General features: G+C 50.9%; 19 protein-coding genes. 8 read left to right on the top strand and 11 right to left on the bottom strand.

From position 1 onward, the window contains the following. Window positions 1-20: 20 nt before the first annotated feature. Window positions 21-968, bottom strand: coding sequence for a trehalose operon repressor TreR (treR, locus tag M979_RS14935; RefSeq protein ID WP_034459638.1), 948 nt, complete (start codon window positions 966-968; stop codon window positions 21-23). Window positions 969-1,338: 370 nt separating this feature from the next. Here treR and mgtA point away from each other — a divergent pair, with 370 nt between their 5' ends. Next, entirely contained in the window at window positions 1,339-4,050 is a 2,712-nt protein-coding gene (mgtA, locus tag M979_RS14930) for a magnesium-translocating P-type ATPase (protein ID WP_064555488.1), read from the top strand. 92 nt (window positions 4,051-4,142) lie between these two features. Here mgtA and M979_RS24070 read toward each other — a convergent pair whose 3' ends face one another. The 9 genes from M979_RS24070 to arcA form a co-directional block, all read right to left on the bottom strand. Further along, window positions 4,143-4,292: a Hok/Gef family protein gene (locus M979_RS24070; RefSeq protein WP_157093252.1), complete on the bottom strand. Its 150-nt coding sequence runs from the start codon at window positions 4,290-4,292 to the stop codon at window positions 4,143-4,145. Between the two features lie 368 nt (window positions 4,293-4,660). Then, window positions 4,661-5,047, bottom strand: a complete 387-nt coding sequence (gene ridA, locus M979_RS14925; protein WP_034459635.1) for a 2-iminobutanoate/2-iminopropanoate deaminase — start codon at window positions 5,045-5,047, stop codon at window positions 4,661-4,663. A 144-nt stretch (window positions 5,048-5,191) separates the two neighbouring features. Further along, window positions 5,192-5,653 carry an aspartate carbamoyltransferase regulatory subunit gene (pyrI, locus tag M979_RS14920; protein WP_034459632.1) on the bottom strand — a complete coding sequence of 154 codons (462 nt, stop codon included), beginning with the start codon at window positions 5,651-5,653 and terminating at the stop codon, window positions 5,192-5,194. 17 nt (window positions 5,654-5,670) lie between these two features. After that, on the bottom strand, window positions 5,671-6,603 hold the full coding sequence (gene pyrB, locus M979_RS14915) for an aspartate carbamoyltransferase (protein ID WP_034459629.1): 933 nt from the start codon (window positions 6,601-6,603) through the stop codon (window positions 5,671-5,673). Between the two features lie 258 nt (window positions 6,604-6,861). After that, the gene (locus M979_RS14910) at window positions 6,862-7,341 is read right to left on the bottom strand and encodes an arginine repressor (protein ID WP_034459626.1); all 480 of its coding nucleotides are present in this window, start codon (window positions 7,339-7,341) and stop codon (window positions 6,862-6,864) included. A 156-nt stretch (window positions 7,342-7,497) separates the two neighbouring features. Further along, window positions 7,498-8,967 (bottom strand): arginine-ornithine antiporter, encoded by a 1,470-nt coding sequence (arcD, locus tag M979_RS14905; protein WP_034459623.1) that lies wholly within the window; start codon window positions 8,965-8,967, stop codon window positions 7,498-7,500. 75 nt (window positions 8,968-9,042) lie between these two features. Further along, complete coding sequence (gene argF / locus M979_RS14900) at window positions 9,043-10,047, bottom strand: ornithine carbamoyltransferase (RefSeq protein ID WP_034459620.1); 1,005 nt, start codon at window positions 10,045-10,047, stop codon at window positions 9,043-9,045. Between the two features lie 110 nt (window positions 10,048-10,157). Then, window positions 10,158-11,069 carry a carbamate kinase gene (locus M979_RS14895; protein WP_064555415.1) on the bottom strand — a complete coding sequence of 304 codons (912 nt, stop codon included), beginning with the start codon at window positions 11,067-11,069 and terminating at the stop codon, window positions 10,158-10,160. 17 nt (window positions 11,070-11,086) lie between these two features. Then, window positions 11,087-12,307, bottom strand: coding sequence for an arginine deiminase (gene arcA, locus M979_RS14890; RefSeq protein WP_034459615.1), 1,221 nt, complete (start codon window positions 12,305-12,307; stop codon window positions 11,087-11,089). Between the two features lie 672 nt (window positions 12,308-12,979). Here arcA and M979_RS14885 point away from each other — a divergent pair. After that, a complete protein-coding gene (locus M979_RS14885) occupies window positions 12,980-13,432 on the top strand; it encodes a NanQ anomerase/TabA/YiaL family protein (RefSeq protein ID WP_034459613.1) in 453 nt (150 codons plus the stop codon). A gap of 150 nt (window positions 13,433-13,582) precedes the next feature. On the opposite strand, the gene argF (M979_RS14880) is transcribed toward M979_RS14885, so the two are convergent. Further along, entirely contained in the window at window positions 13,583-14,590 is a 1,008-nt protein-coding gene (gene argF / locus M979_RS14880; protein WP_064555414.1) for an ornithine carbamoyltransferase, read from the bottom strand. Between the two features lie 163 nt (window positions 14,591-14,753). Here argF (M979_RS14880) and rraB point away from each other — a divergent pair, with 163 nt between their 5' ends. The 6 genes from rraB (at window position 14,754) to uhpT (ending at window position 21,062) form a co-directional block, all read left to right on the top strand. Further along, complete coding sequence (gene rraB, locus M979_RS14875) at window positions 14,754-15,173, top strand: ribonuclease E inhibitor RraB (RefSeq protein WP_064555412.1); 420 nt, start codon at window positions 14,754-14,756, stop codon at window positions 15,171-15,173. 56 nt (window positions 15,174-15,229) lie between these two features. After that, entirely contained in the window at window positions 15,230-15,991 is a 762-nt protein-coding gene (gene miaE, locus M979_RS14870; RefSeq protein WP_064555410.1) for a tRNA isopentenyl-2-thiomethyl-A-37 hydroxylase MiaE, read from the top strand. A 112-nt stretch (window positions 15,992-16,103) separates the two neighbouring features. Further along, on the top strand, window positions 16,104-16,694 hold the full coding sequence (gene uhpA, locus M979_RS14865) for a response regulator transcription factor UhpA (RefSeq protein WP_034459603.1): 591 nt from the start codon (window positions 16,104-16,106) through the stop codon (window positions 16,692-16,694). Further along, a complete protein-coding gene (uhpB, locus tag M979_RS14860) occupies window positions 16,694-18,196 on the top strand; it encodes a signal transduction histidine-protein kinase/phosphatase UhpB (protein ID WP_064555407.1) in 1,503 nt (500 codons plus the stop codon). Before uhpA ends, uhpB begins: the two co-directional genes overlap by 1 nt. Before the next feature lie 7 nt (window positions 18,197-18,203). Beyond that, a complete protein-coding gene (gene uhpC, locus M979_RS14855; protein WP_064555405.1) occupies window positions 18,204-19,532 on the top strand; it encodes an MFS transporter in 1,329 nt (442 codons plus the stop codon). Window positions 19,533-19,670: 138 nt separating this feature from the next. Continuing rightward, window positions 19,671-21,062, top strand: coding sequence for a hexose-6-phosphate:phosphate antiporter (uhpT, locus tag M979_RS14850; RefSeq protein WP_064555403.1), 1,392 nt, complete (start codon window positions 19,671-19,673; stop codon window positions 21,060-21,062). Window positions 21,063-21,110 lie beyond the last annotated feature (48 nt).

The following is a 21,110-nucleotide window of genomic DNA, read 5'->3' as shown; positions in this document are numbered from 1 at the left end:
TAAACCTGAGGTCGGGGCATTTATTGAAGAGTGCAGGGGATGACTATTTGGCGTAGCTCACGATCTTGCGTAACTTGTCCAATCAACTGTAATACAGCCTGGCGGCCCGCTTCCGCATAACCGGGATCGACTGTGATGATTTCCGGATGAAGAAATTTCATCAGCGGCGTGTTGCCCACACTGGCCAGTTGCAGCGCGTTGCTCTGGTGCTCCTGCAAATATTTGCTGGCGCCCAAAGCGAGGGTATCGGTCGCGCATACCAGCGCGGTGGTTTCCGGTAACAACACTTCGGCGACGTGCTCGTAACCCTGTTTCATCGCAAGCCCTGGCAGTGCCACGTTTGGCGTTAGCTGGTGCTCTTTGCAGAAGGCGAGATAGGCATTATGGCGGCGTAACCCTGTTGTCACATCGCTATGTGGCACGCCAAGAAAACTAATGTGGCGATGGCCTTGGGAATAGAGTTTTGCCATCAGGCTGGTGATGGCACCTTCATCGTCATAACAAACCGAGGCAAACCCTTTGGCATCACGCGCCATCAGAACCAGTGTCGATTGCCACGAGGTGAGCATTTTTTCGTTGATGCCGGTAAAACCGAACAGAATCACACCGTCGATATTGCGCCGTTTGAGCATGCCAAGATGTTCTTCGACCAGTTCCGGGTCGAACTGGCTTTCCATCATGATCGGATCGTATCCCTGCTCGTAAAGCGACGGCAGCATGGTTTGCACTGCAAGATTTTCAGACAGTGAATCCAGACGCGTCACAATTATGGCGACCACTTTATCGCTCTGCCCACGCATCGCACGCGCCGAACGAGAAGGGGAGAAACCTTCTTGCTGCATGACCGCCTCCACGCGTTCTCGTGTGCGAGCGCTAACGCCGCTTTCATTATTCAAAACGCGAGAAACAGTGGATTTACCGACACCGCTTAAACGAGCGATGTCTTTGATAGTGAGGCGGCTTTGCATCGTATAGGTTCCCGGCAATCAATTGCTCATTAGAGTAAGGCGCCTCAACAATACCACAATGGAAAAAATCTGGTTTATGCCAGGTTTAGGTTTGCGGGCGTAGAATACCTGCCAGTATTGTAATGACTTTTTCTTTTAACCGGAGGCGACATGGAACCTGATCCCAGTCCAGACCCTGTAATGACAGGAATAATCCGGTAATCCTCCCTCTTTTAGATGTGGTTGCCTTACCGGATCGCGTAAGGCAGCGGCCTCGATCGTACTTTCAACGATGTCCCTGCTGATAAAAAAATTTGACCTGTAAGGTATGGCTTTGTCGTGCCTGCATGTCACCAGGCTCCGCATTTTTCGGCGCCGAGGGACTACTATGCTGTTAAAAAATCTGACCCGGCAGTTGTTTGCACAACTGAGCCGTCACCTGCCACGTCGCTTGATCCAACGCGACCTGATGCCAGACGACAACACCGTTGCTCATGCACAAGAGGTTCCAGCTTCTTTGAGTGAAGCTTGCCTGAAATATGCCGCAGCTTCGGAAGAACAACTATATCGCGATTTTAAAAGCCATCCTGAAGGCCTAAATGAGCGTGAAGTTGACCAGACACTTGAGCTTCATGGCCCGAATCAAATCCCTGCGCAAAAGCCGTCGCCATGGTGGGTTCATCTTTGGACGTGCTACCGCAACCCATTCAATATACTGCTTACCATTCTTGGTATTGTTTCCTACTCCACTGAGGATATGTTTGCCGCAGGCGTCATTGCGCTGATGGTGGTGATAGCTACATTGCTCAACTTCATCCAGGAGGCGCGTTCTACCAAAGCGGCGGATACGCTCAAAGCTATGGTCAGCAACACCGCGACTGTACTGCGTGTCGTGAATGAAAACGGTGAAAATGCGTTTATCGAAATCCCGCTCGATCAATTAGTGCCTGGCGATATCGTCAAACTGGCGGCAGGCGATATGATCCCGGCAGATCTACGTGTCTTACAGGCTCGCGATCTTTTTGTCGGCCAGGCCTCGCTCACGGGCGAATCTTTGCCGGTTGAAAAGGTAGCAGTCAGTCGCGATATGTCGCACAACAACCCTCTGGAATGCGACACGCTGTGCTTTATGGGCACCAACGTAGTGAGCGGCACGGCGCTTGCGATGATTATCGCAACGGGTGGCAATACATGGTTTGGCCAACTGGCCGGGCGCGTCACGCAACAAGAAAGTGAGCCGAATGCTTTCCAGAAAGGCATCAGCCGTGTGAGCTGGGTGCTGATCCGCTTTATGTTGGTGATGACGCCCATTGTGCTGCTGATCAATGGCTTCACTAAAGGTGACTGGTGGGAAGCGGCGCTGTTCTCGCTCTCTGTCGCGGTGGGTTTAACGCCTGAAATGTTGCCGATGATTGTCACGTCGACGCTTGCTCGCGGTGCGGTGAAACTCTCTAAACAGAAAGTGATCGTCAAACACCTCGATGCAATCCAGAACTTTGGCGCAATGGATATTCTTTGCACCGACAAAACCGGCACGCTGACGCAAGATCGCATTGTTCTGGAGTCACACACCGATATTTTGGGGGCCACGAGCAACCAGGTGCTACATACCGCCTGGCTTAACAGCCATTATCAGACCGGGCTGAAAAACCTGCTTGATGTCGCGGTGCTGGAAGGTGTTGATGAGGATCATGCGCGTTACGCCGCCACACGCTGGCAGAAGGTGGATGAGATCCCGTTCGACTTTGAACGTCGTCGTATGTCGGTCGTGGTATCCGAGCAGCCGCAGGTGCATCAGTTGATCTGCAAAGGCGCGCTGCAGGAGATCCTGAACGTCTGCACACAGGTTCGTTATGGCGACGAGATCGTGCCGCTCAGCGAATCCTTGCTGGCGCGTATTCGCCGTGTGACTGACGATCTGAACCGCCAGGGCTTGCGTGTGGTGGCTGTAGCCACCAAATTCTTGCCTGCGCGGAGTGAAGATTACGGTCGCGTAGATGAATCGGATCTGATCCTCGAAGGCTACATCGCGTTCCTTGATCCACCGAAAGAAACCACCGCGCCTGCTTTGAAAGCACTCAAAGCAAGCGGCATTGCCGTAAAGATCCTGACCGGGGATAGCGAGCTGGTGGCGGCGAAAGTGTGCCGTGAAGTGGGGCTGGATGTGGGTGATTTAGTTACCGGCAGTGAAATTGAAAACATGGCTGACGAAGAGCTTGCTGCACTGGCTGTTCGTACCACGCTGTTTGCACGCCTCACGCCAATGCATAAAGAGCGCATTGTGCGCCTGCTGCGTGGTGAAGGGCATGTGGTCGGCTTTATGGGCGACGGCATAAATGATGCGCCTGCATTGCGTGCGGCAGACATTGGAATTTCAGTGGATGGCGCGGTGGATATTGCGCGTGAAGCCGCAGATATTATCTTGCTGGAAAAAAGCCTGATGGTGCTGGAAGAGGGTGTGATTGAGGGGCGCAGAACCTTCGCCAACATGCTTAAGTACATCAAAATGACCGCCAGTTCTAACTTCGGTAACGTGTTTAGTGTGCTGGTGGCCAGCGCCTTTCTGCCGTTCTTGCCGATGCTGCCGTTGCACTTACTGATTCAGAACCTGCTGTACGATGTCTCCCAGGTGGCGATTCCGTTTGATAACGTAGACGATGAGCAAATCAAGAAACCACAGCGCTGGAACCCGGCAGATTTAGGCCGCTTTATGGTGTTCTTCGGGCCGATCAGTTCCATCTTCGATATTCTGACATTCTGCATCATGTGGTGGGTGTTCAAGGCCAACGTGCCGGAAGCGCAAACTCTGTTCCAGTCCGGTTGGTTCGTGGTGGGTTTACTGTCGCAAACATTGATTGTGCATATGATTCGTACTCGTCGTATCCCGTTCATTCAGAGCCGGGCGGCCTGGCCGTTGATGATCATGACATTGGTCGTGATGGTCGTTGGGATTGGCCTACCGTTTTCGCCGCTGGCAAGTTATCTGCAGCTCCAGGCGCTGCCGCTGAGCTATTTCCCATGGCTGATTGCGATCCTTGCGGGATATATGACGCTGACTCAGTGCGTGAAAGGTTTTTATAGCCGCCGTTACGGCTGGCAGTAATAAATAAGGCTGCTTGCGCAGCCATATTTAAAAGGGCGCTGTTACCATCACACTCCATTAAAGCTGGGGGAGCAAACTCCCCCAATGGGTTATTAACTGCGTACGCAGGAAAGTTTACTGAATATCATCACATCTTTATTGATAAAGAAAAACTCGCACAACGAGTCCTGAATCAGAAAAGTAATAGTGATAATTGTTAAGCAAACTATTAATAAACCATAAAGCTTAAATGCTTTTTTCATAGTCCTTCACTTGAAGCTACGCTTCAGAAGAACTACCATTGCACCTGTCGGGGTGTTTTTGGTAGTTCCCCATCCGCTAGTTTAAGGGATGGGACCTCTACCAAATAACCTGCAACACAGCCCACAATAAGAATTATAACGTAGTAATTTTATGCTGAAGGTTAATGATTTCAGCACCCGCGATAATACTATTTAAAAATCTCAAAACTGACTAATGCTTAATTATTATTGAATGTATTTTTATATTTACGCACTAATTAATAGTGGTTCGATTAATAACTGAAAGCAGCTTCAGTCTGTTCGAATATTTTTAAGATAAAAAAAGAGCTAGTTCTTTCCAGAATTAGCTCTTTTTTTTTCAGCAAAACTTAACGGCGAATGGCAATCGCTTCAATTTCAATCTTCACATCTTTAGGCAGACGAGCTACTTCCACGCAAGAACGCGCAGGGAAAGTCGCTTTGTGCTCATTAAAGAAGGCTTCGTAAGTTGCGTTTACAGTCGCAAAGTCATTCAGATCTTTTACGAAAACAGTCGTTTTAACGATATCGCCCACTTTCAGACCAGCGGCTTCAACGATCGCCTGCACGTTTTCCAGAGACTGGCGCGCTTGCGCTGCCACGTCTTCCGGTACGGTGCCCGTTTTTGGGTTCACTGGGATCTGACCGGAAGTGATAATCATGCTGCCAAGATCGACACCCTGAACATATGGGCCGATTGCTGCGGGTGCGTTTTCGGTGCTGATGGTACGAGACATTATTTCTTCCTTATCTAAGTTCGTAGGGCGGGTAAGCTACGCGCCACCCGCCAAATCGGAGTGGTGGATTGTGCTGAAGCATATCCACCCTACAAACAAAAAAGCTCCCGCCCATTATAGGGGCGAGAGCTTTAGCGGCAATGATTAATCCGCCAGCACTACGTGATGTGCGAACTCCTTCTCACAATATTTGCATTTGAGACTGATGTTCTCGTCGCGCTTTTTCACTGCGAACGAAGAATGGACCGGTTCGCTGCGGCTGATGCAGTTGGTATTTGGGCAAACCAACACTCTATCAATGCGTGAAGGCAGACTCGGTTTGCTCTTACCGACCACTTCATATTCATCAATACGGTTTACTGTCGCATGCGGTGCATACAGCGCCAGTTGGTTAACTTGTTCATCCGTCAGGAAGGTGTTTTCAATTTTAATCAGGTCTTTACGGCCCTGTTCTTTTGAAGGCAAGTTCAGGCCGATGGTGATGCGCTGGTCGGTTTCAGTTAACTGGAACAAAGTCAGTAATTTAAAGCCCACCTGTGCAGGAATATGATCGATAACCGTTCCGCGTTTAATCGCTTCAACTTGTAATTTGTTGTCGTGTGTCATCTTTATCTTCCTCTCACTCAAACCAGTTCACGATTCAAAACTAACGCCAGCAAAGCCTGACGAGCATAAATACCGTTGCCTGCCTGCTGGAAATACCAGGCGTGCGGGGTTTTATCCACATCCGTAGTGATTTCATCAACACGTGGCAGCGGGTGCAGCACTTTCATGTTCTCGCGGGCATCGACAAGGTCTGCGGCGCGCAGTACAAACTGCGCTTTCACGTTGGCGTATTCAGACGGGTCAAGGCGCTCTTTCTGTACGCGAGTCATGTACAGAATATCCAGCTCGCCCACAACGTCGTCGATAGCTTCATGGCAACTCCAGACGATACCTTTCTCATCGAGCATATCGAGAATGTATTTCGGCATTGCCAGTGCGTTTGGCGCGATAAAGTAGAAGCGGTTGCCTTCAAATTTCGCCAGGGCTTGTGCCAAAGAGTGCACGGTACGGCCATATTTCAGGTCACCGACCATGGCGATATTCAGGTTTTCCAGACGACCCTGAGTTTCCTGGATGGTGAACAAATCCAGCAGCGTTTGCGTCGGGTGTTGGTTGGCACCATCACCTGCGTTTAACACCGGTACATTGCCAGAGAACTCGGTTGCCAGACGTGCAGCACCTTCTTGCGGATGGCGCATTACGATTGCGTCAACATAGGTACTGATAACTGAAATAGTATCGGCCAGTGTTTCGCCTTTCTTACCCAGCGAGGTATTGCTGCTGTCGGAGAAGCCGACAACCGATGCCCCCAGGCGGTGAATCGCTGTCTCAAAGGAGAGACGAGTACGCGTTGAAGCCTCAAAGAAACAGCTGGCTACAACGATATGTTTCAACAGTTCAGGTTGCGGATTGGCTTTCAGTTTTGCCGCGGTAGATAACACCAGTTCAAGTTCTTCACGACTGAGATCGTTTATGGAAATGATATGTTTTTGATATAGGGGGTTAGCCATGTTTATCTCCTGTTCTCGGGCGTCGGGCAAAAAAAAAGCCCCTCAATGAGGGGCCTTTGGAATTGATTGATGCAACGGAAAGAAAAACAGGTTAGCGCCGTCTTTTAGACGACGTGGTGTGGCAATTTTTTGAACACACTGGACCATGCTTCCTCCGGCAAATTGTGGCGCATTATACGCATGTAGGAGGACACTTCAAGGGATTAATTCACATATTTTGGCCATTAGCAATCGGTTGCTGTGAATAGTTATCCGACTCTAATGTAATCCAAGGGTTTGCATAACTCGCCGATGGACCTGGGCTGTTTTTTGTACCTCGCGTGGGGCAATCCATACAATGCTGCTGCCCGCGACCACACCTAAAATCTCTGGCAGGGCACGATAATCGAGAATTCTTGCTACGGCCCGCCCGTAACCATGAACGGCATGAATCATGACAAACTCAGCATTATGTTCGACGCTAATCACCATCTCTGCTATTGAACGCGCTGCATCAGGTGCGGGTTGAGATTGCGGATTTAATGCATAAATTTTCTGACCTTTTGCGTTACGTATTTTAATAACGCCGAGCAATTTCAGAAGGCGGGAGACGGTCGATTGGCTGATGCTCTCAAAGCCATGAAGCTGCATGTCGCGGCGCAGTTCCTCTTGCGAGTGATAACTCTTATGGACAATGAGCCTTTGGCAGAGAGTAAGCTGGTTGTGATCTTTCTCTGACGGTGCGAGTGAGACTCTCATTGTGTTCACCATTCCTTGATTTTTAAGGCTATTAATTTACTCCGCTGATAAATCCAAACCGTTTGCTCGATCAGATTTTTCCAATCCAACCAACAAATAATGTTGCTAAATATATTATTATTAGAATTTAACGCCCCTTTCGGGGCGTTAAAGTTATCAAGTAATCTGAATAGATCCGGATACAACCAGTTTTAACGTCCAGGCTGCTAACAGTAGAATTGCCGCAGCGATTACCCATTCATAACTTTTCAGCATTTGTTGCCCCTGCTGTTTCTTCTGCCACAGGAAGACCACAAGTCCTGGGGTGAATAGCAACGAACTCAGTAGCATTGAGTCGCCAGCGGCATAGCAAAGCCAGAAACCATAAACGGTGGCGATAACGCCGAGAATTAAGCCGCTGGTGCGTGATTCCCCTTTCGCGTAGCGCTCGCCCGTCCAGGCAAGTTTCAGGCCATAGGCGGCGCTAAACAGATACGGCGGCAGAATGGCAGCGGTTGCAATAGAGAACAGCGCCTGGTAACCCGCTTCGTAGAACAGTGTGAGGATGAGGAATAACTGGATTAAGCCGTTGGTTATCCACAACGAGAATGACGGTGAATGTCTGGCGTTCTCTTTGGCGAAGACTTTCGGGAAGATACCGTCTTTGGCGGCTACGCGTGGCAATTCTGCGGCAAAAAGCGTCCAGGCGAGCAGGGCACCTGCAACTGAAAGGATAACGCCACCAGCAACAAATTTAGCACCCCATGGCCCAACTACATTTTCCAGCACACCCGCCATAGAAGGGTTTCTCAGCCCGGCAAGTGACGCCTGATCTAAAATCCCCATCGACAGCACGCTGACCAGCACATAAATAGCCAGTGCACCCAGCAAACCAATCACCGTGGCCTTACCAATATCGCTACGATTAGCGGCACGAGCAGAAACGACGGTCGCCCCTTCAATACCGATAAACACCCATGTGGTCACCAGCATAGTATTTTTCACCTGATCGAATAGTTCAGGCGCTGTGCCGTTGACGAGCATCATGCGGCCCCAGAAGTCGGCTGTGAAGACACCGATCTTAAAGGCTATCAACACCGCGACGATAAACACCAGCAGGATAACCACTTTGACAACAGTGAGTATCGTGTTGATGTAAGCCGCTTCACGTACGCCGCGCAGTACCAGTGCGTGTACCAGCCACAACACGATAGATGCGCCAATTATCGATGGCAGGTTATTACCATCGCCGAATACCGGGATGAAAAAGCTCATCGCGCTAAACAGTAATACCGCATAGGAAACGTTGCCCAGCCAGGCAGAGAACCAGTAGCCCCAGGCTGACTGGAAGCCGATGAAATCGCCGAATCCAGCGCGTGCGTAGCTATAGACCCCCCCTTCAAGTTCCGGGCAACGGGAGCTAAGATTTTGATAGATAAATGCGAGACATAACATCCCGACTCCGGTAATTACCCAACCAATGAGTAACGCGCCCGGTGAGGCGACGGAGCCAAAGTTTTGCGGCAGGCTGAATACCCCACCGCCAATCATTGAACCAATTACCAGCGCAACCAGCGCGCTAAGCCCTAATTTTGTTTCTTTTGTTGTGGATGTCGCGGCGACATCTCCGTGGGTAGCATCGGCCATTTTCCTTTCCTCTTGCTGTGGGATGCAGCATGAATGCACGATTGGCGGCGAGAGAGATCCCGCCGCCAGTGCGAATTACTCTCCGAGCGTGGCAACCATGACGGCTTTAATCGTATGCATACGGTTTTCGGCTTCATCGAAGACAATGGAATGTGCTGACTCAAAGACTTCTTCAGTCACTTCCAGCCCTTTCAGGCCGTATTCCTGCTCGATTTCTTTACCGACTTTGGTGTGTTCGTTGTGGAAGGCTGGCAGGCAGTGCATGAATTTCACGTTCGGGTTGCCAGTGGCATTGATGACATTCTGGTTAACCTGATATGGGGTCATGATACTGACACGTTCAGCCCAGGCTTCTTTAGGTTCGCCCATAGAAACCCACACATCGGTGTAGAGGAAATCAACGCCTGCAACGCCTTCTTCGACGCTATCGGTCAGCATGATGCGACCACCGGTTTCTTTGGCGATAGCACGGCATTGTTCAACCAGGGCAGGTTCTGGCCAGAATGCTTTTGGTGCCACCAGGCGAATATCCATGCCCATCTTCGCCGCACCCACCATCAGGGAGTTACCCATGTTGTTGCGAGCATCACCCAGATAAGCGAAGGCGATATCCTGAAGTTTTTTATCCGGTGCGTGCTCAAGCATGGTCATCAAATCCGCGAGAATTTGAGTTGGGTGGTATTCATTGGTCAGGCCGTTCCACACCGGAACACCTGCATACTCGCCCAGTTCTTCGACGATATCCTGGCCGTAGCCACGGTATTCAATGCCGTCATACATCCGGCCTAATACGCGTGCGGTATCTTTCATTGATTCTTTGTGGCCAATCTGTGAGCCGCTTGGGCCGAGATAAGTCACCAGGGCACCTTGATCAAACGCACCAACTTCAAACGCACAGCGCGTGCGGGTGGAGGTTTTTTCAAAAATCAGCGCGATGTTTTTGCCCACCAGGGTTTTCTTCTCAGTACCGGCTTTTTTGGCGGCTTTCAGTTCGCGAGACAGATCGATCAGGTACTGGATTTCTACCGGTTTGAAGTCCAGTAGTTTCAGGAAGTTGCGGTTTTTTAAGTTGACGGTCATTTTCGTTATCCTTTTTAATTTTGATGGTGGATAGCGCGTTCGCTTATCCACCCTACAACGGCCTTTTGTAGGTCGGGTAAGTACTGCGCCACCCGACATGCTTTCACCAGCTACTCGCGAATCAATGTGCCTTTTTCGCCTGCCAGAATGGCTGGGCCATCTTCGAGCGCACCAATTCCGGCAATGCCGTGGCAAAGGGCTACGAACTTGCTGCAGGCGGCGACCTTCGGCCCCATAGAACCTGCATCGAATTTCATGGCATCCAGTTCCTGCGGCGTAATATGGGAAATTGGTCGTTGAGTTGGCGTGCCCCAATCGAGATATACGGCGTCGGCATCGGTGAGGATCAACAGCGCATCGGCTTCGATCTGGCGTGCCAGCAATGCGGCAGAAAGATCTTTATCAATCACCGCTTCGATACCGTGGAAGCCGTCGGCTTTTTCCACTACCGGAACACCGCCGCCACCGTTACAAATCACCAGGTGATCGCGCTGGATAAGGGCTGTGATCGCATCGCTTTCCACAATCTGTTTTGGTTGTGGAGATGGCACTACCCGGCGGAAATACTGGCCGTCGGCTTTAACTGTCCAGCCTTTTTCCGCAACCAGCATGTCGGCTTGTGCCTTGTCATACACCGGGCCGATGTACTTCGTTGGGTTTTCGAACGCGGGGTCATTGGCGTCCACTTCAACCTGGGTCAGCAGTACGCTGACCTCCCGGTTTGGCAGCTGATTTTTCAGCGACTGCTGTAGCATGTAGCCAATCATTCCCTGGCTTTCGGCCCCAAGAATGTCCAGCGGATATGGCGTTACTTTTTGATAGGCACTGTTTTGCAGTGCCAGCAACCCGACTTGTGGGCCATTGCCATGAACCAGCACTACACGCCAGGAGGAGGTGAGTTGTGCGATGGTTTTAGCCGCTAAATCAATGTTCTTACGTTGTATTTCCGCTTCCAGAGGCTCGCCGCGTTTCAATAGCGCGTTGCCGCCCAGTGCGACAACCAGTGTCGGTTTGTGTTCCATTTCATCTCTCCCAGGACTTAAATACCGTCACGTTCTAACGGGCAGCTCATGCAGCGTGCGCCACCGCGGCCACGACCCAGTTCGTCACCAGGAATCGGCAAGACTTTGATGCCTGCCTTGTCGTATTTCTCGTTGGTCCAGATATTGCGCTCGTAGCCGATGACCACACCTGGGCGCACGGTTAGCACGTTATTGGCGTCATTCCATTGCTCACGTTCAGCTTCAAACGCATCACCGCCAGTGGTGATTAAACGCACCTGATCGATACCCAGCGCTTGTTCAATGGCGTGCAGCAGGTTTGGCTCCTGATGGCGTTTGATGCCGCCACGGCCATCCGGGGTTAACGTCCAGCACTGGGCGTCTTTGCGGACTACTTCCGGGTAGACGGAGAAAGTGTCGATATCGATGTGTGTCATCACGGTATCGAGGTGCATACAGGAGCGGTGTTTAGGCAGTTCAACGGCAATAACGCGAGTGGCCTGTTGATGTTTGAATAATGATTCAGCGAGGAACTCCACACCCTGCGGAGTGGTGCGCTCAGACAAACCAATTAATACCGCGCCACGGCCAATGACTAATACATCACCGCCTTCTAATGTTGCGTGGTCATAATTAATATTGTCGTCGCCATAATATTTAATAAAGTTTCCATCGGTAAATAATGGATGCCAACGGTAAATTGCTCGCAGGTTATTTGTTTCACGTTGGCGTGCGGCTTTGGCCATTGGGTTGATAGATACGCCATTGTAAATCCAGCATGAAGTATCGCGGGTGAATAAATGGTTCGGCAGCGGTTTCATAATAAAGTCGGTGACTTCATGGGTATCGACAACCATATTTTGAATATAAGTTGGAATTTCACCATAAGTCAGGCCACCGCTCAGTCTGCGAGCTAATTCACGATGTGGCATATCTGCAAGCCAGCTGCGAATGTCCGAGGCAAATGCTGGGCCAAGGCGGTAGTCAGAAATCTGAGTCGCCAGCAGCCATGCTTTGGCATCGCTGACATCCAGGGTTTGAGTCAGAAGGTCTGTCAGTAATAAAACCTCAACCCCCTCACCGCGTAACGTATTAGCAAATATATCGTGTTCTTCGCCAGCACGTTCTACAGATAAAACGTCGTCGAATAATAATTCCTGGCAGTTAGAAGGGGTGAGTCTTTTCAGGCTCAGATTAGGGCGATGCAGCATTACACTGCGAAGCTGTCCAATTTCGGAACCAACATAGTGCTTGTCCATGACTATTCCTTTGCATTAATACTGAGATGAAAATATCAGTGGTAATAATTAATTATTACCGCAAGTTAAATAGGCTTTCGAAATGTCTTCGAGGCGTATGTTAATTTCACAAGGGATATTTAATGTGAGCTTAATCACGAGCTCAAGGGACTTTTAAATTCTCTGTTAATTAATTGATAGCTGTCATGGAATTATAAATAAAGTCATTAATTAGTCTGAATAACTACGCGAAATTATGCATATTCTATTTTATTAGTGTTAACCCAATGTTATTGGGTAACTAAAGTGGTGTTTTTTAACTTGTTGAAATTTATTGGTATTTTAAAATTTAAATATAACTATGCATAAAGCCGTATTTTTCATCCACAGCATGGGAAAATAAACAAAATAGTTATGACTAAACTTGCACTTACTTACCAAATTTAAAATGTGACTGGGGGTTAGTTTTAAATTATTTTGTTTTTTAAACAGGTGGTTACGCGGTCGTCTGACAGGTTCGATTTTGAGGTTATGCTTTTTTCATGCATAAAAACTTCATGGCTGATACAAAGCTGTAACATGTTTTGCGCTAAACATGCGCCAGCACAGATTTTCTTAAAAAACTCATGGCGGCAAAAGGGGAATGCTCGTATAAATACCGTAATAAAACATCGTTTCAAAAAGGTAATTATCATGATTATTGGCAACATTCATTCTTTGCAATCCTGGCTTCCTGAAGAACTGCGTCAGGCGATTGAGCATGTTAAACAGCACATCACTCCTGAAACCCCATTAGGCAAACATGATATTGACGGTAACCGTCTGTTTATGTTGGTTTCTGAAGACTCTACCCAACCAATTGAAGAGCGTCCGGCAGAGTTTCACCAACGCTACCTGGATATTCAAATTGTCATGCGTGGTCTGGAAGGTATGACGTTTAGCTGCCTGCCCGCTGGCACGCCGGAAACTGACTGGCTGGCTGATAAGGACATCGCGTTCCTGCCAGAAGGCGAGCAGGAAAAAACCATCGTATTAAATGAGGGGGATTTCGTGGTGTTCTATCCGGGCGAGGTTCACAAGCCGCTTTGTGCTGTGGGCAAACCTGCGCCGGTGCGTAAGGTCGTTGTGAAGATGTTGATGGCCTAAATACCCTTCATACTTCAAATTGTCTCTTTGTTGGCTGCACTCACTCAACCGATTCACTTACTTACGTAAGCTCATCGGGATTCCTTCTTTTGCCGCCTCGATGCAACTAAAATACAGAGGCGGATGGCTACAACCATCCGCCACTGAAAATTAAAGCTTCGCAAGTGTTGCAACCATCACCGCTTTAATCGTGTGCATACGGTTTTCAGCTTGATCGAACACGACGCTATTTGCCGACTCAAACACTTCGTCCGTCACTTCCATACCACCATGCAGGCCATATTGCTCCGCCATCTGTTTACCAAGCGTGGTCTGGTCATCATGGAATGCAGGGAGGCAGTGCAGGAATTTCACCTGTGGATTGCCGGTCAGCGCCAGCATCGCGTTATTTACCTGATAAGGGCGCAGCAGGTTAATACGCTCAGCCCATTTCTCTTTGGCCTCGCCCATTGATACCCACACATCGGTATAAATGAAGTCAGCGCCTTTCACACCTGCGGCGATATCTTCCGTCAGGGTGATTTTCCCACCGTTGTGTGCGGCCATAGCCTGGCATTCCGCCACCAAATTTTCATCTGGCCAGCAAGCCTGCGGTGCAACTAAACGTAAGTCCATCCCGGTCAATGCGGCGGCTTCAAGCATGGAGTTTCCCATGTTGTTACGCGCATCTCCGGCGTAAACCAGTGTCATCTCCTGGAAGGTTTTGCCAGGTAGTTGTTCCTGCATCGTCAGTAAATCGGCCAGTAATTGCGTAGGGTGAAACTCGTTCGTCAGGCCATTCCATACCGGGACACCGGCAAACTGCGCCAGCGTTTCAACGATTTCCTGCCCAAATCCACGATACTGAATACCATCGTACATACGGCCTAATACACGCGCCGTATCTTTAATTGATTCTTTATGCCCAATCTGGCTTCCGCTTGGGCCGAGATAAGTGACGCGAGCGCCCTGGTCAAATGCGGCAACTTCGAAAGAGCACCTCGTACGAGTCGAGTCTTTTTCGAAGATGAGCGCGATATTTTTTCCAGTAAGGTGCTGAACTTCATTGCCTTTTTTCTTGTCGTTTTTTAGTTTGGCAGAAAGCGTAAGTAATTCATGAAGCTGTGCAGGAGTGAAATCCAGTAATTTAAGAAAATGCTTTTGGTAGAAATGACTCATATTTTCCTCGCATGGCACAAGCCATTTATTGAATTAATATTCAATTTATATGTATGAATATTCATTTGCAACCCCCTGTGTAAAAACTTTACCGGGAAAGGTGGAGGCAAACTCAGCCGTGTGTGAAAATAGAAGTATCTGCCTACAAATTGAGGAAAGGGCCATGGCAAATCCAGAACTGCTCGAAGAGCAACGCGAAGAAACGCGTTTGATTATTGAAGAATTACTGGAAGACGGCAGCGATCCTGACGCGCTGTACACTATTGAGCATCACCTTTCCGCAGATGACTTCGAAACTCTTGAAAAAGCAGCTGTTGAAGCTTTCAAAATGGGTTACGAAGTTACTGATCCGGAAGAGCTTGAAGTGGAAGAGGGTGATACCGTTATCTGCTGTGACGTGCTGAGCGAATGTGCGTTAAAAGCTGAGCTGTTGGATGAGCAAGTAGAACAACTGCTGAACCTCGCTGAGAAATTCGGTGTGGAGTATGACGGTTGGGGCACTTACTACGAAGATCCGAATGGTGAAGAAGGTGATGACGACGAAGATTTAGCCGACGAAGACGACGACGGCGTACGCCACTAATCTCTTCTGTGCAGCGGTAAATGCCGCTGCACATCAAGGAAAGATAACTCCCCATTATGAACTACCCGCAACTACTCTCCCCGGTACTGAATTTTCTACACTGCCCAACGCCTGATGCATGGATTGAAAAAGCCCGCCAGCCGGAGCATTTGCCATTGCTGCTGACTGACCATCTGGTGTGCGAACTCAAGGCTGCGCAAACAGCGATGTTTTTGATTCGTAAATATGTCGCCGATAAAAGCAGTGCGCAGTTTTTACTTGATTGGCTAAAACCCTATGAAGATTTTGCTTTCCGTGAGGGCGCTGAGCCTGATTTCATCGCGCTGCATAAAACCCTGAGCAAAAGCGTCATGCCGCAAACACAGAGTGTCTGGGGCCAGCAGCTTATCGACAGTATGGTTTTGTTGATTAAAGAAGAGCTACATCACTTCTGGCAGGTACGCGAGATTATGCTCGCCCGCAATATTCCCTACGTGAAAATGACCGCCAGCCGTTACGCCAAAGCGCTGCTGAGCCAAACGCGTACTCATGAGCCGGTTATGCTGGTGGATAAACTGATTTGTGGGGCGTACATCGAAGCGCGATCCTGTGAGCGTTTTGCCGCACTGGCTCCGCACCTCGATGAAGAATTACAGAAATTCTATTTGTCGCTTTTGCGTTCTGAAGCCCGACATTACCAGGATTATTTAGCGCTGGCTGAACAGATTGCGGGTGGGGACATCAGCGATCGTGTGCGTTTCTTTGGCGAGGTAGAAGCGGCATTGATTAGTCGCCCTGATGAAGAGTTTCGTTTTCACAGTGGCGTACCTTTCTCTTAAATAGCTGGATCTGAGTTGTCGCTGCCTGTGGCCTCCCTGGAATTGCTTAAGGCTTGAACAGCTTCGCGCTTATCGCTAAGGTAAGCGCGTTTTTACCTTCCTGGAAAGTATCATGATAACCATCGCCCTTATTGACGACCACCTTATCGTCCGCTCCGGCTTTGCACAGCTGTTAGGGCTGGAGCCGGATTTTCAGATTGTGGTTGAGTTCGGCTCCGGGCGCGAAGCGCTCGCCGGGCTGCCGGGGCGCGGCGTGCAGGTGTGTATTTGCGACATCTCGATGCCGGATATTTCCGGGCTGGAATTGCTCAGCCAGCTACCAAAAGGGATGGCGACGATTATGTTGTCGGTTCACGACAGCCCGGCGCTGGTTGAGCAGGCTTTAAACGCCGGCGCGCGAGGCTTTTTGTCAAAACGCTGTAGCCCGGATGAGCTGATTGCCGCCGTCCATACGGTGGCGACGGGTGGCTGCTACCTGACGCCAGACATTGCCGTGAAACTGGCGGCCGGACGGCAGGATCCGCTAACCAAACGCGAGCGCCAGGTGGCAGAAAAATTGGCCCAGGGCATGGCGGTCAAAGAGATTGCTACTGAACTTGGGCTTTCGCCTAAGACAGTTCACGTGCATCGCGCTAATCTGATGGAAAAACTCAACGTCAGTAACGATGTCGGACTGGCTCATCGCCTGTTTGACGGATGGTGATGCAACCCTTTTTCTCCCGGCTTATCTCCATTGTCGCCAGCTTTTTTATCTTTTCTGCCGCGTGGTTTTGCCTGTGGAGTATCAGCTTGCACCTGGTGGAACGGCCTGAGCTTGCAGTACTGCTGTTTCCCTTCGGCCTGCGCTTAGGGCTGATGCTGCAATGCCCGCGCGGCTACTGGCCCGTATTGCTCGGAGCAGAGTGGTTGATGCTCGGCTGGCTGGCGCAGGAAGTGGCGCTGGCGCATCTTCCACTGCTGATGATTGGCGGAGTGCTCACTCTCCTGCCCGTGGCTCTGATTTCCCGCTACCGCCATCAGCGTGACTGGCGCACTTTGCTCCGTCAAGGCGGGGCGCTGATTGCCGCCGCACTGTTACAGTCGTTGCCGTGGCTCGGGCAAGGGGAGGAGACCCTGAACGCGCTGTTGCTCACGCTGACCGGTGGGTTAACCCTGGCCCCAACCTGCCTCGTCATCTGGCATTACCTGACCAGTACCGTCTGGCAGCCGCTGGGGCCAGGAGTTGTTTCACAACCGGTGAACTGGCGTGCTCGTCACCTTATCTGGTATCTGCTGCTGTTTGTGGTCAGCCTGTGGCTACAACTTGGGCTACCTGACGAACTTTCCCGCTTTACCCCATTTTGCCTGGCGTTGCCCATTATCGCGCTGGCCTGGCATTACGGCTGGCAGGGAGCGCTGATCGCGACGTTGATGAACGCCATCGCGCTTATCGCCAGCCAAACCTGGCACGATCACCCGGTGGATCTACTGCTTTCGTTGCTGGCACAAAGCCTGACCGGGCTATTGCTGGGGGCAGGGATCCAGCGTCTGCGTGAGCTTAACCAGTCCCTGCAAACTGAGCTTGCACGCAATCGCCGCCTTGCTGAACGCCTGTTGGAAACTGAAGAGAGCGTGCGGCGCGAAGTGGCCCGTGAACTCCATGACGATATCGGCCAGACCATTACCGCGATTCGCACCCAGGCGGGTATTGTGCAGCGCCTGGCCCCGGGAAACGAAGGGGTCAAATTGGGTGGGGCGCATATCGAGCAGCTGTCACTTGGGATTTACGATTCGGTACGCCGCCTGCTGGGAAGACTGCGTCCACGCCAACTGGATGATTTATCTCTGGAGCAGGCGATTCGTTCGCTGATGCGTGAAATGGAGCTGGAAAGCCGTGGAATCGTGAGCCACCTCGACTGGAAAATCGACGAGCCGCTACTGAGCGAAAGCCAGCGCGTTACGCTGTTCCGCGTCTGCCAGGAAGGGCTGAACAACATTGTGAAACACGCCAGTGCCAGCGCAGTAACGATTCATGGCTGGCAGCAGGACATGCGGCTGATGTTGGTGATTGAAGATGACGGCAGCGGCTTGCCTTCCGACTCCGGTCTGCAAGGTTTTGGCCTGGCAGGCATGCGCGAACGCGTTACGGCGCTTGGCGGAACGCTCACTATTTCCTGTACTCACGGCACGCGCGTCAGCGTCAGTTTGCCATTGCGATATGCGTAAGGACACGATGTTCACTTTTCTGAAAGCCCCACCGGCGGCGACACCAATTAGCGATAAAGCCGAAATTGACGCGCGTTATAGCTATTGGCGCCGGCACATTCTGATCACCATCTGGCTGGGCTATGCCCTGTTTTACTTCACCCGTAAAAGCTTTAATGCCGCCGCACCGGAAATTCTCGCCAGCGGCGTGATGACACGTACCGATATCGGTCTATTGGCTACGCTGTTTTACATCACTTATGGGCTGTCGAAATTTTTCTCGGGCATCGTTAGTGACCGATCAAACGCCAGGTATTTCATGGGATTGGGGCTTATCGCTACCGGTGTTGTTAACATCCTTTTTGGTTTCTCCACCTCCCTTTGGGCATTCGCCTTGTTGTGGGTACTGAATGCCTTTTTCCAGGGCTGGGGTTCGCCGGTATGCGCCCGTTTGCTAACGGCATGGTACTCCCGTACCGAACGCGGTGGCTGGTGGGCTGTATGGAACACAGCGCATAACGTCGGTGGGGCGCTGATCCCGATAGTCATCGGCGCTGCGGCGCTGCACTACGGTTGGCGTGCAGGGATGATGATCGCCGGTTCGCTGGCTATTCTTGCAGGGTTATTTCTCTGCTGGCGTCTGCGTGATCGCCCGCAAACCGTGGGCTTGCCGCCGATAGGTGACTGGCGGCACGATGAACTGGAAATCGCCCAACAGCAGGAAGGTGCAGGGCTGATGCGCCGTGAAATCCTCTACAAATACGTGCTGGGGAATCCCTATATCTGGCTGCTGTCACTGTGCTATGTCCTGGTTTACGTTGTGCGGGCGGCAATCAATGACTGGGGTAATCTCTACATGTCGGAGACGCTGGGCGTGGATCTGGTCACGGCGAACTCGGCGGTAACGATGTTTGAGCTGGGCGGGTTTATCGGTGCACTGGTGGCAGGCTGGGGATCGGACAAACTCTTCAATGGCAACCGTGGGCCGATGAACCTGATATTTGCCGCCGGGATTTTGCTCTCGGTAGGCTCGCTATGGCTGATGCCGTTTGCCAGCTACGTGATGCAGGCGGCCTGTTTCTTCACCACGGGCTTCTTTGTGTTTGGCCCGCAGATGCTTATCGGTATGGCGGCAGCGGAGTGCTCGCACAAAGAGGCTGCCGGGGCTGCGACCGGCTTTGTTGGCTTGTTCGCTTACCTCGGTGCATCTTTATCTGGCTGGCCGCTGGCGCGCGTGATCGATATCTGGCACTGGAACGGTTATTTCGCGGTGATCGCCATCGCGGCAGGTATTTCTGCGCTGCTGTTGCTGCCGTTCCTGAACGCCCAGTCCCCACGCGTCCGTAGTGAAGCGTGATACATCTCACCTTTTTACCCCGAATGGCGTAAAACTAAGAAATTTTCCAGGTTTATCCTGGAAGCCATCTCAGGCCAAAGCCGCTGCTGATTTTTACAATGCCTGCTATCACGCAGGTTTTTAAATCAGGAGTAATCCATGCTGGCCTTATTAAATCAGGTGCGCAAGCCGACCCTGGATCTGCCGCTCGATGTGCGGCGCAAGATGTGGTTCAAACCGTTCATGCAGTCTTACCTGGTGGTCTTTATCGGCTATCTGACCATGTATTTGATCCGCAAGAACTTCAACATTGCACAGAACGACATGATCTCTACCTACGGGTTGAGCATGACGCAACTGGGGATGATAGGTCTGGGCTTTTCCATCACCTACGGCGTGGGTAAAACCCTGGTTTCCTATTATGCGGACGGCAAAAACACCAAGCAGTTCCTGCCATTTATGCTGATCCTCTCGGCTATCTGTATGCTCGGCTTTAGCGCCAGTATGGGGGCGGGTTCGGTCAGCCTGTTTATGATGATCGCCTTCTACGCTCTGAGCGGTTTTTTCCAGAGCGCGGGTGGCTCTTGCAGCTACTCCACCATTACCAAATGGACACCTCGCCGCAAGCGTGGAACCTATTTGGGGCTGTGGAATATCTCCCATAATCTGGGCGGTGCTGGTGCGGCAGGCGTGGCGCTGATTGGCGCGAATCTCCTGTTCGACGGCCACGTTATTGGCATGTTTATCTTCCCATCTATCATCGCGCTGATTGTTGGCTTCATTGGCCTGCGTTATGGCAGCGATTCCCCTGAGTCTTACGGCCTGGGTAAAGCTGAAGAGTTGTTTAGCGAAGAACTCAGCGAAGAAGATAAAGAGACTGAAGACGAGTCGATGACCAAATGGCAAATCTTTGTGGAGTATGTGCTGAAGAACAAAGTTATTTGGCTGTTGTGCTTCTCCAATATCTTCCTCTACGTGGTGCGCATCGGTATTGACCAGTGGTCCACGGTTTACGCCTTCCAGGAGCTGAAACTCTCCAAAGAAGTGGCGATTCAGGGGTTTACACTTTTTGAAGTGGGTGCATTAGTCGGCACGTTGCTATGGGGCTGGTTGTCAGATCTGGCGAATGGTCGTCGTGCGCTGGTTGCCTGCATTGCGCTGGCATTAATCATTGCGACCCTCGGTGTTTATCAGCACGCCAGCAATCAGTATGTCTACCTTGCATCGCTGTTCGCGCTGGGCTTCCTGGTGTTTGGCCCACAACTACTGATTGGCGTGGCGGCAGTCGGCTTCGTTCCGAAAAAAGCTATCGGTGCGGCTGACGGTATCAAAGGTACCTTCGCCTATCTGATTGGCGACAGCTTTGCTAAGTTAGGGCTCGGGATGATCGCCGATGGGACGCCAATTTTTGGTCTGACTGGCTGGGCAGGAACTTTCGCAGCACTGGATGCCGCCGCAATGGGTTGTATCGTACTGATGGCAATGGTTGCGGTGATGGAAGAACGCAAAATCCGCCGTGATAAGCGTATTCAACGGTTAGCGATGCAATAAAAATTTGCAGGGTTTACTGAAGCGAATAGATTCAGTAAACCCATTTCA

Source organism: Buttiauxella noackiae ATCC 51607, from assembly GCF_001654865.1.
Lineage (GTDB): Bacteria > Pseudomonadota > Gammaproteobacteria > Enterobacterales > Enterobacteriaceae > Buttiauxella > Buttiauxella noackiae.
Note: the sequence above shows the minus strand (reverse complement) of the source record. Positions and strands in the feature narration are given on the sequence as shown.

What these genes read in the sequence shown, in the direction of transcription:
- uhpA (WP_034459603.1), top strand. Translation starts at nt 16,104, where the DNA reads ATGATAACCATCGCCCTTATTGACGACCACCTTATCGTCCGCTCCGGC.
- pyrB (WP_034459629.1), bottom strand. Translation starts at nt 6,603, where the DNA reads ATGGCTAACCCCCTATATCAAAAACATATCATTTCCATAAACGATCTC.
- uhpC (WP_064555405.1), top strand. Translation starts at nt 18,204, where the DNA reads ATGTTCACTTTTCTGAAAGCCCCACCGGCGGCGACACCAATTAGCGAT.
- miaE (WP_064555410.1), top strand. Translation starts at nt 15,230, where the DNA reads ATGAACTACCCGCAACTACTCTCCCCGGTACTGAATTTTCTACACTGC.
- rraB (WP_064555412.1), top strand. Translation starts at nt 14,754, where the DNA reads ATGGCAAATCCAGAACTGCTCGAAGAGCAACGCGAAGAAACGCGTTTG.
- ridA (WP_034459635.1), bottom strand. Translation starts at nt 5,047, where the DNA reads ATGTCTCGTACCATCAGCACCGAAAACGCACCCGCAGCAATCGGCCCA.
- uhpB (WP_064555407.1), top strand. Translation starts at nt 16,694, where the DNA reads ATGCAACCCTTTTTCTCCCGGCTTATCTCCATTGTCGCCAGCTTTTTT.
- M979_RS14895 (WP_064555415.1), bottom strand. Translation starts at nt 11,069, where the DNA reads ATGGAACACAAACCGACACTGGTTGTCGCACTGGGCGGCAACGCGCTA.
- M979_RS14910 (WP_034459626.1), bottom strand. Translation starts at nt 7,341, where the DNA reads ATGAGAGTCTCACTCGCACCGTCAGAGAAAGATCACAACCAGCTTACT.
- argF (WP_064555414.1), bottom strand. Translation starts at nt 14,590, where the DNA reads ATGAGTCATTTCTACCAAAAGCATTTTCTTAAATTACTGGATTTCACT.
- uhpT (WP_064555403.1), top strand. Translation starts at nt 19,671, where the DNA reads ATGCTGGCCTTATTAAATCAGGTGCGCAAGCCGACCCTGGATCTGCCG.
- pyrI (WP_034459632.1), bottom strand. Translation starts at nt 5,653, where the DNA reads ATGACACACGACAACAAATTACAAGTTGAAGCGATTAAACGCGGAACG.
- argF (WP_034459620.1), bottom strand. Translation starts at nt 10,047, where the DNA reads ATGACCGTCAACTTAAAAAACCGCAACTTCCTGAAACTACTGGACTTC.
- M979_RS24070 (WP_157093252.1), bottom strand. Translation starts at nt 4,292, where the DNA reads ATGAAAAAAGCATTTAAGCTTTATGGTTTATTAATAGTTTGCTTAACA.
- arcA (WP_034459615.1), bottom strand. Translation starts at nt 12,307, where the DNA reads ATGGACAAGCACTATGTTGGTTCCGAAATTGGACAGCTTCGCAGTGTA.
- M979_RS14885 (WP_034459613.1), top strand. Translation starts at nt 12,980, where the DNA reads ATGATTATTGGCAACATTCATTCTTTGCAATCCTGGCTTCCTGAAGAA.
- arcD (WP_034459623.1), bottom strand. Translation starts at nt 8,967, where the DNA reads ATGGCCGATGCTACCCACGGAGATGTCGCCGCGACATCCACAACAAAA.
- treR (WP_034459638.1), bottom strand. Translation starts at nt 968, where the DNA reads ATGCAAAGCCGCCTCACTATCAAAGACATCGCTCGTTTAAGCGGTGTC.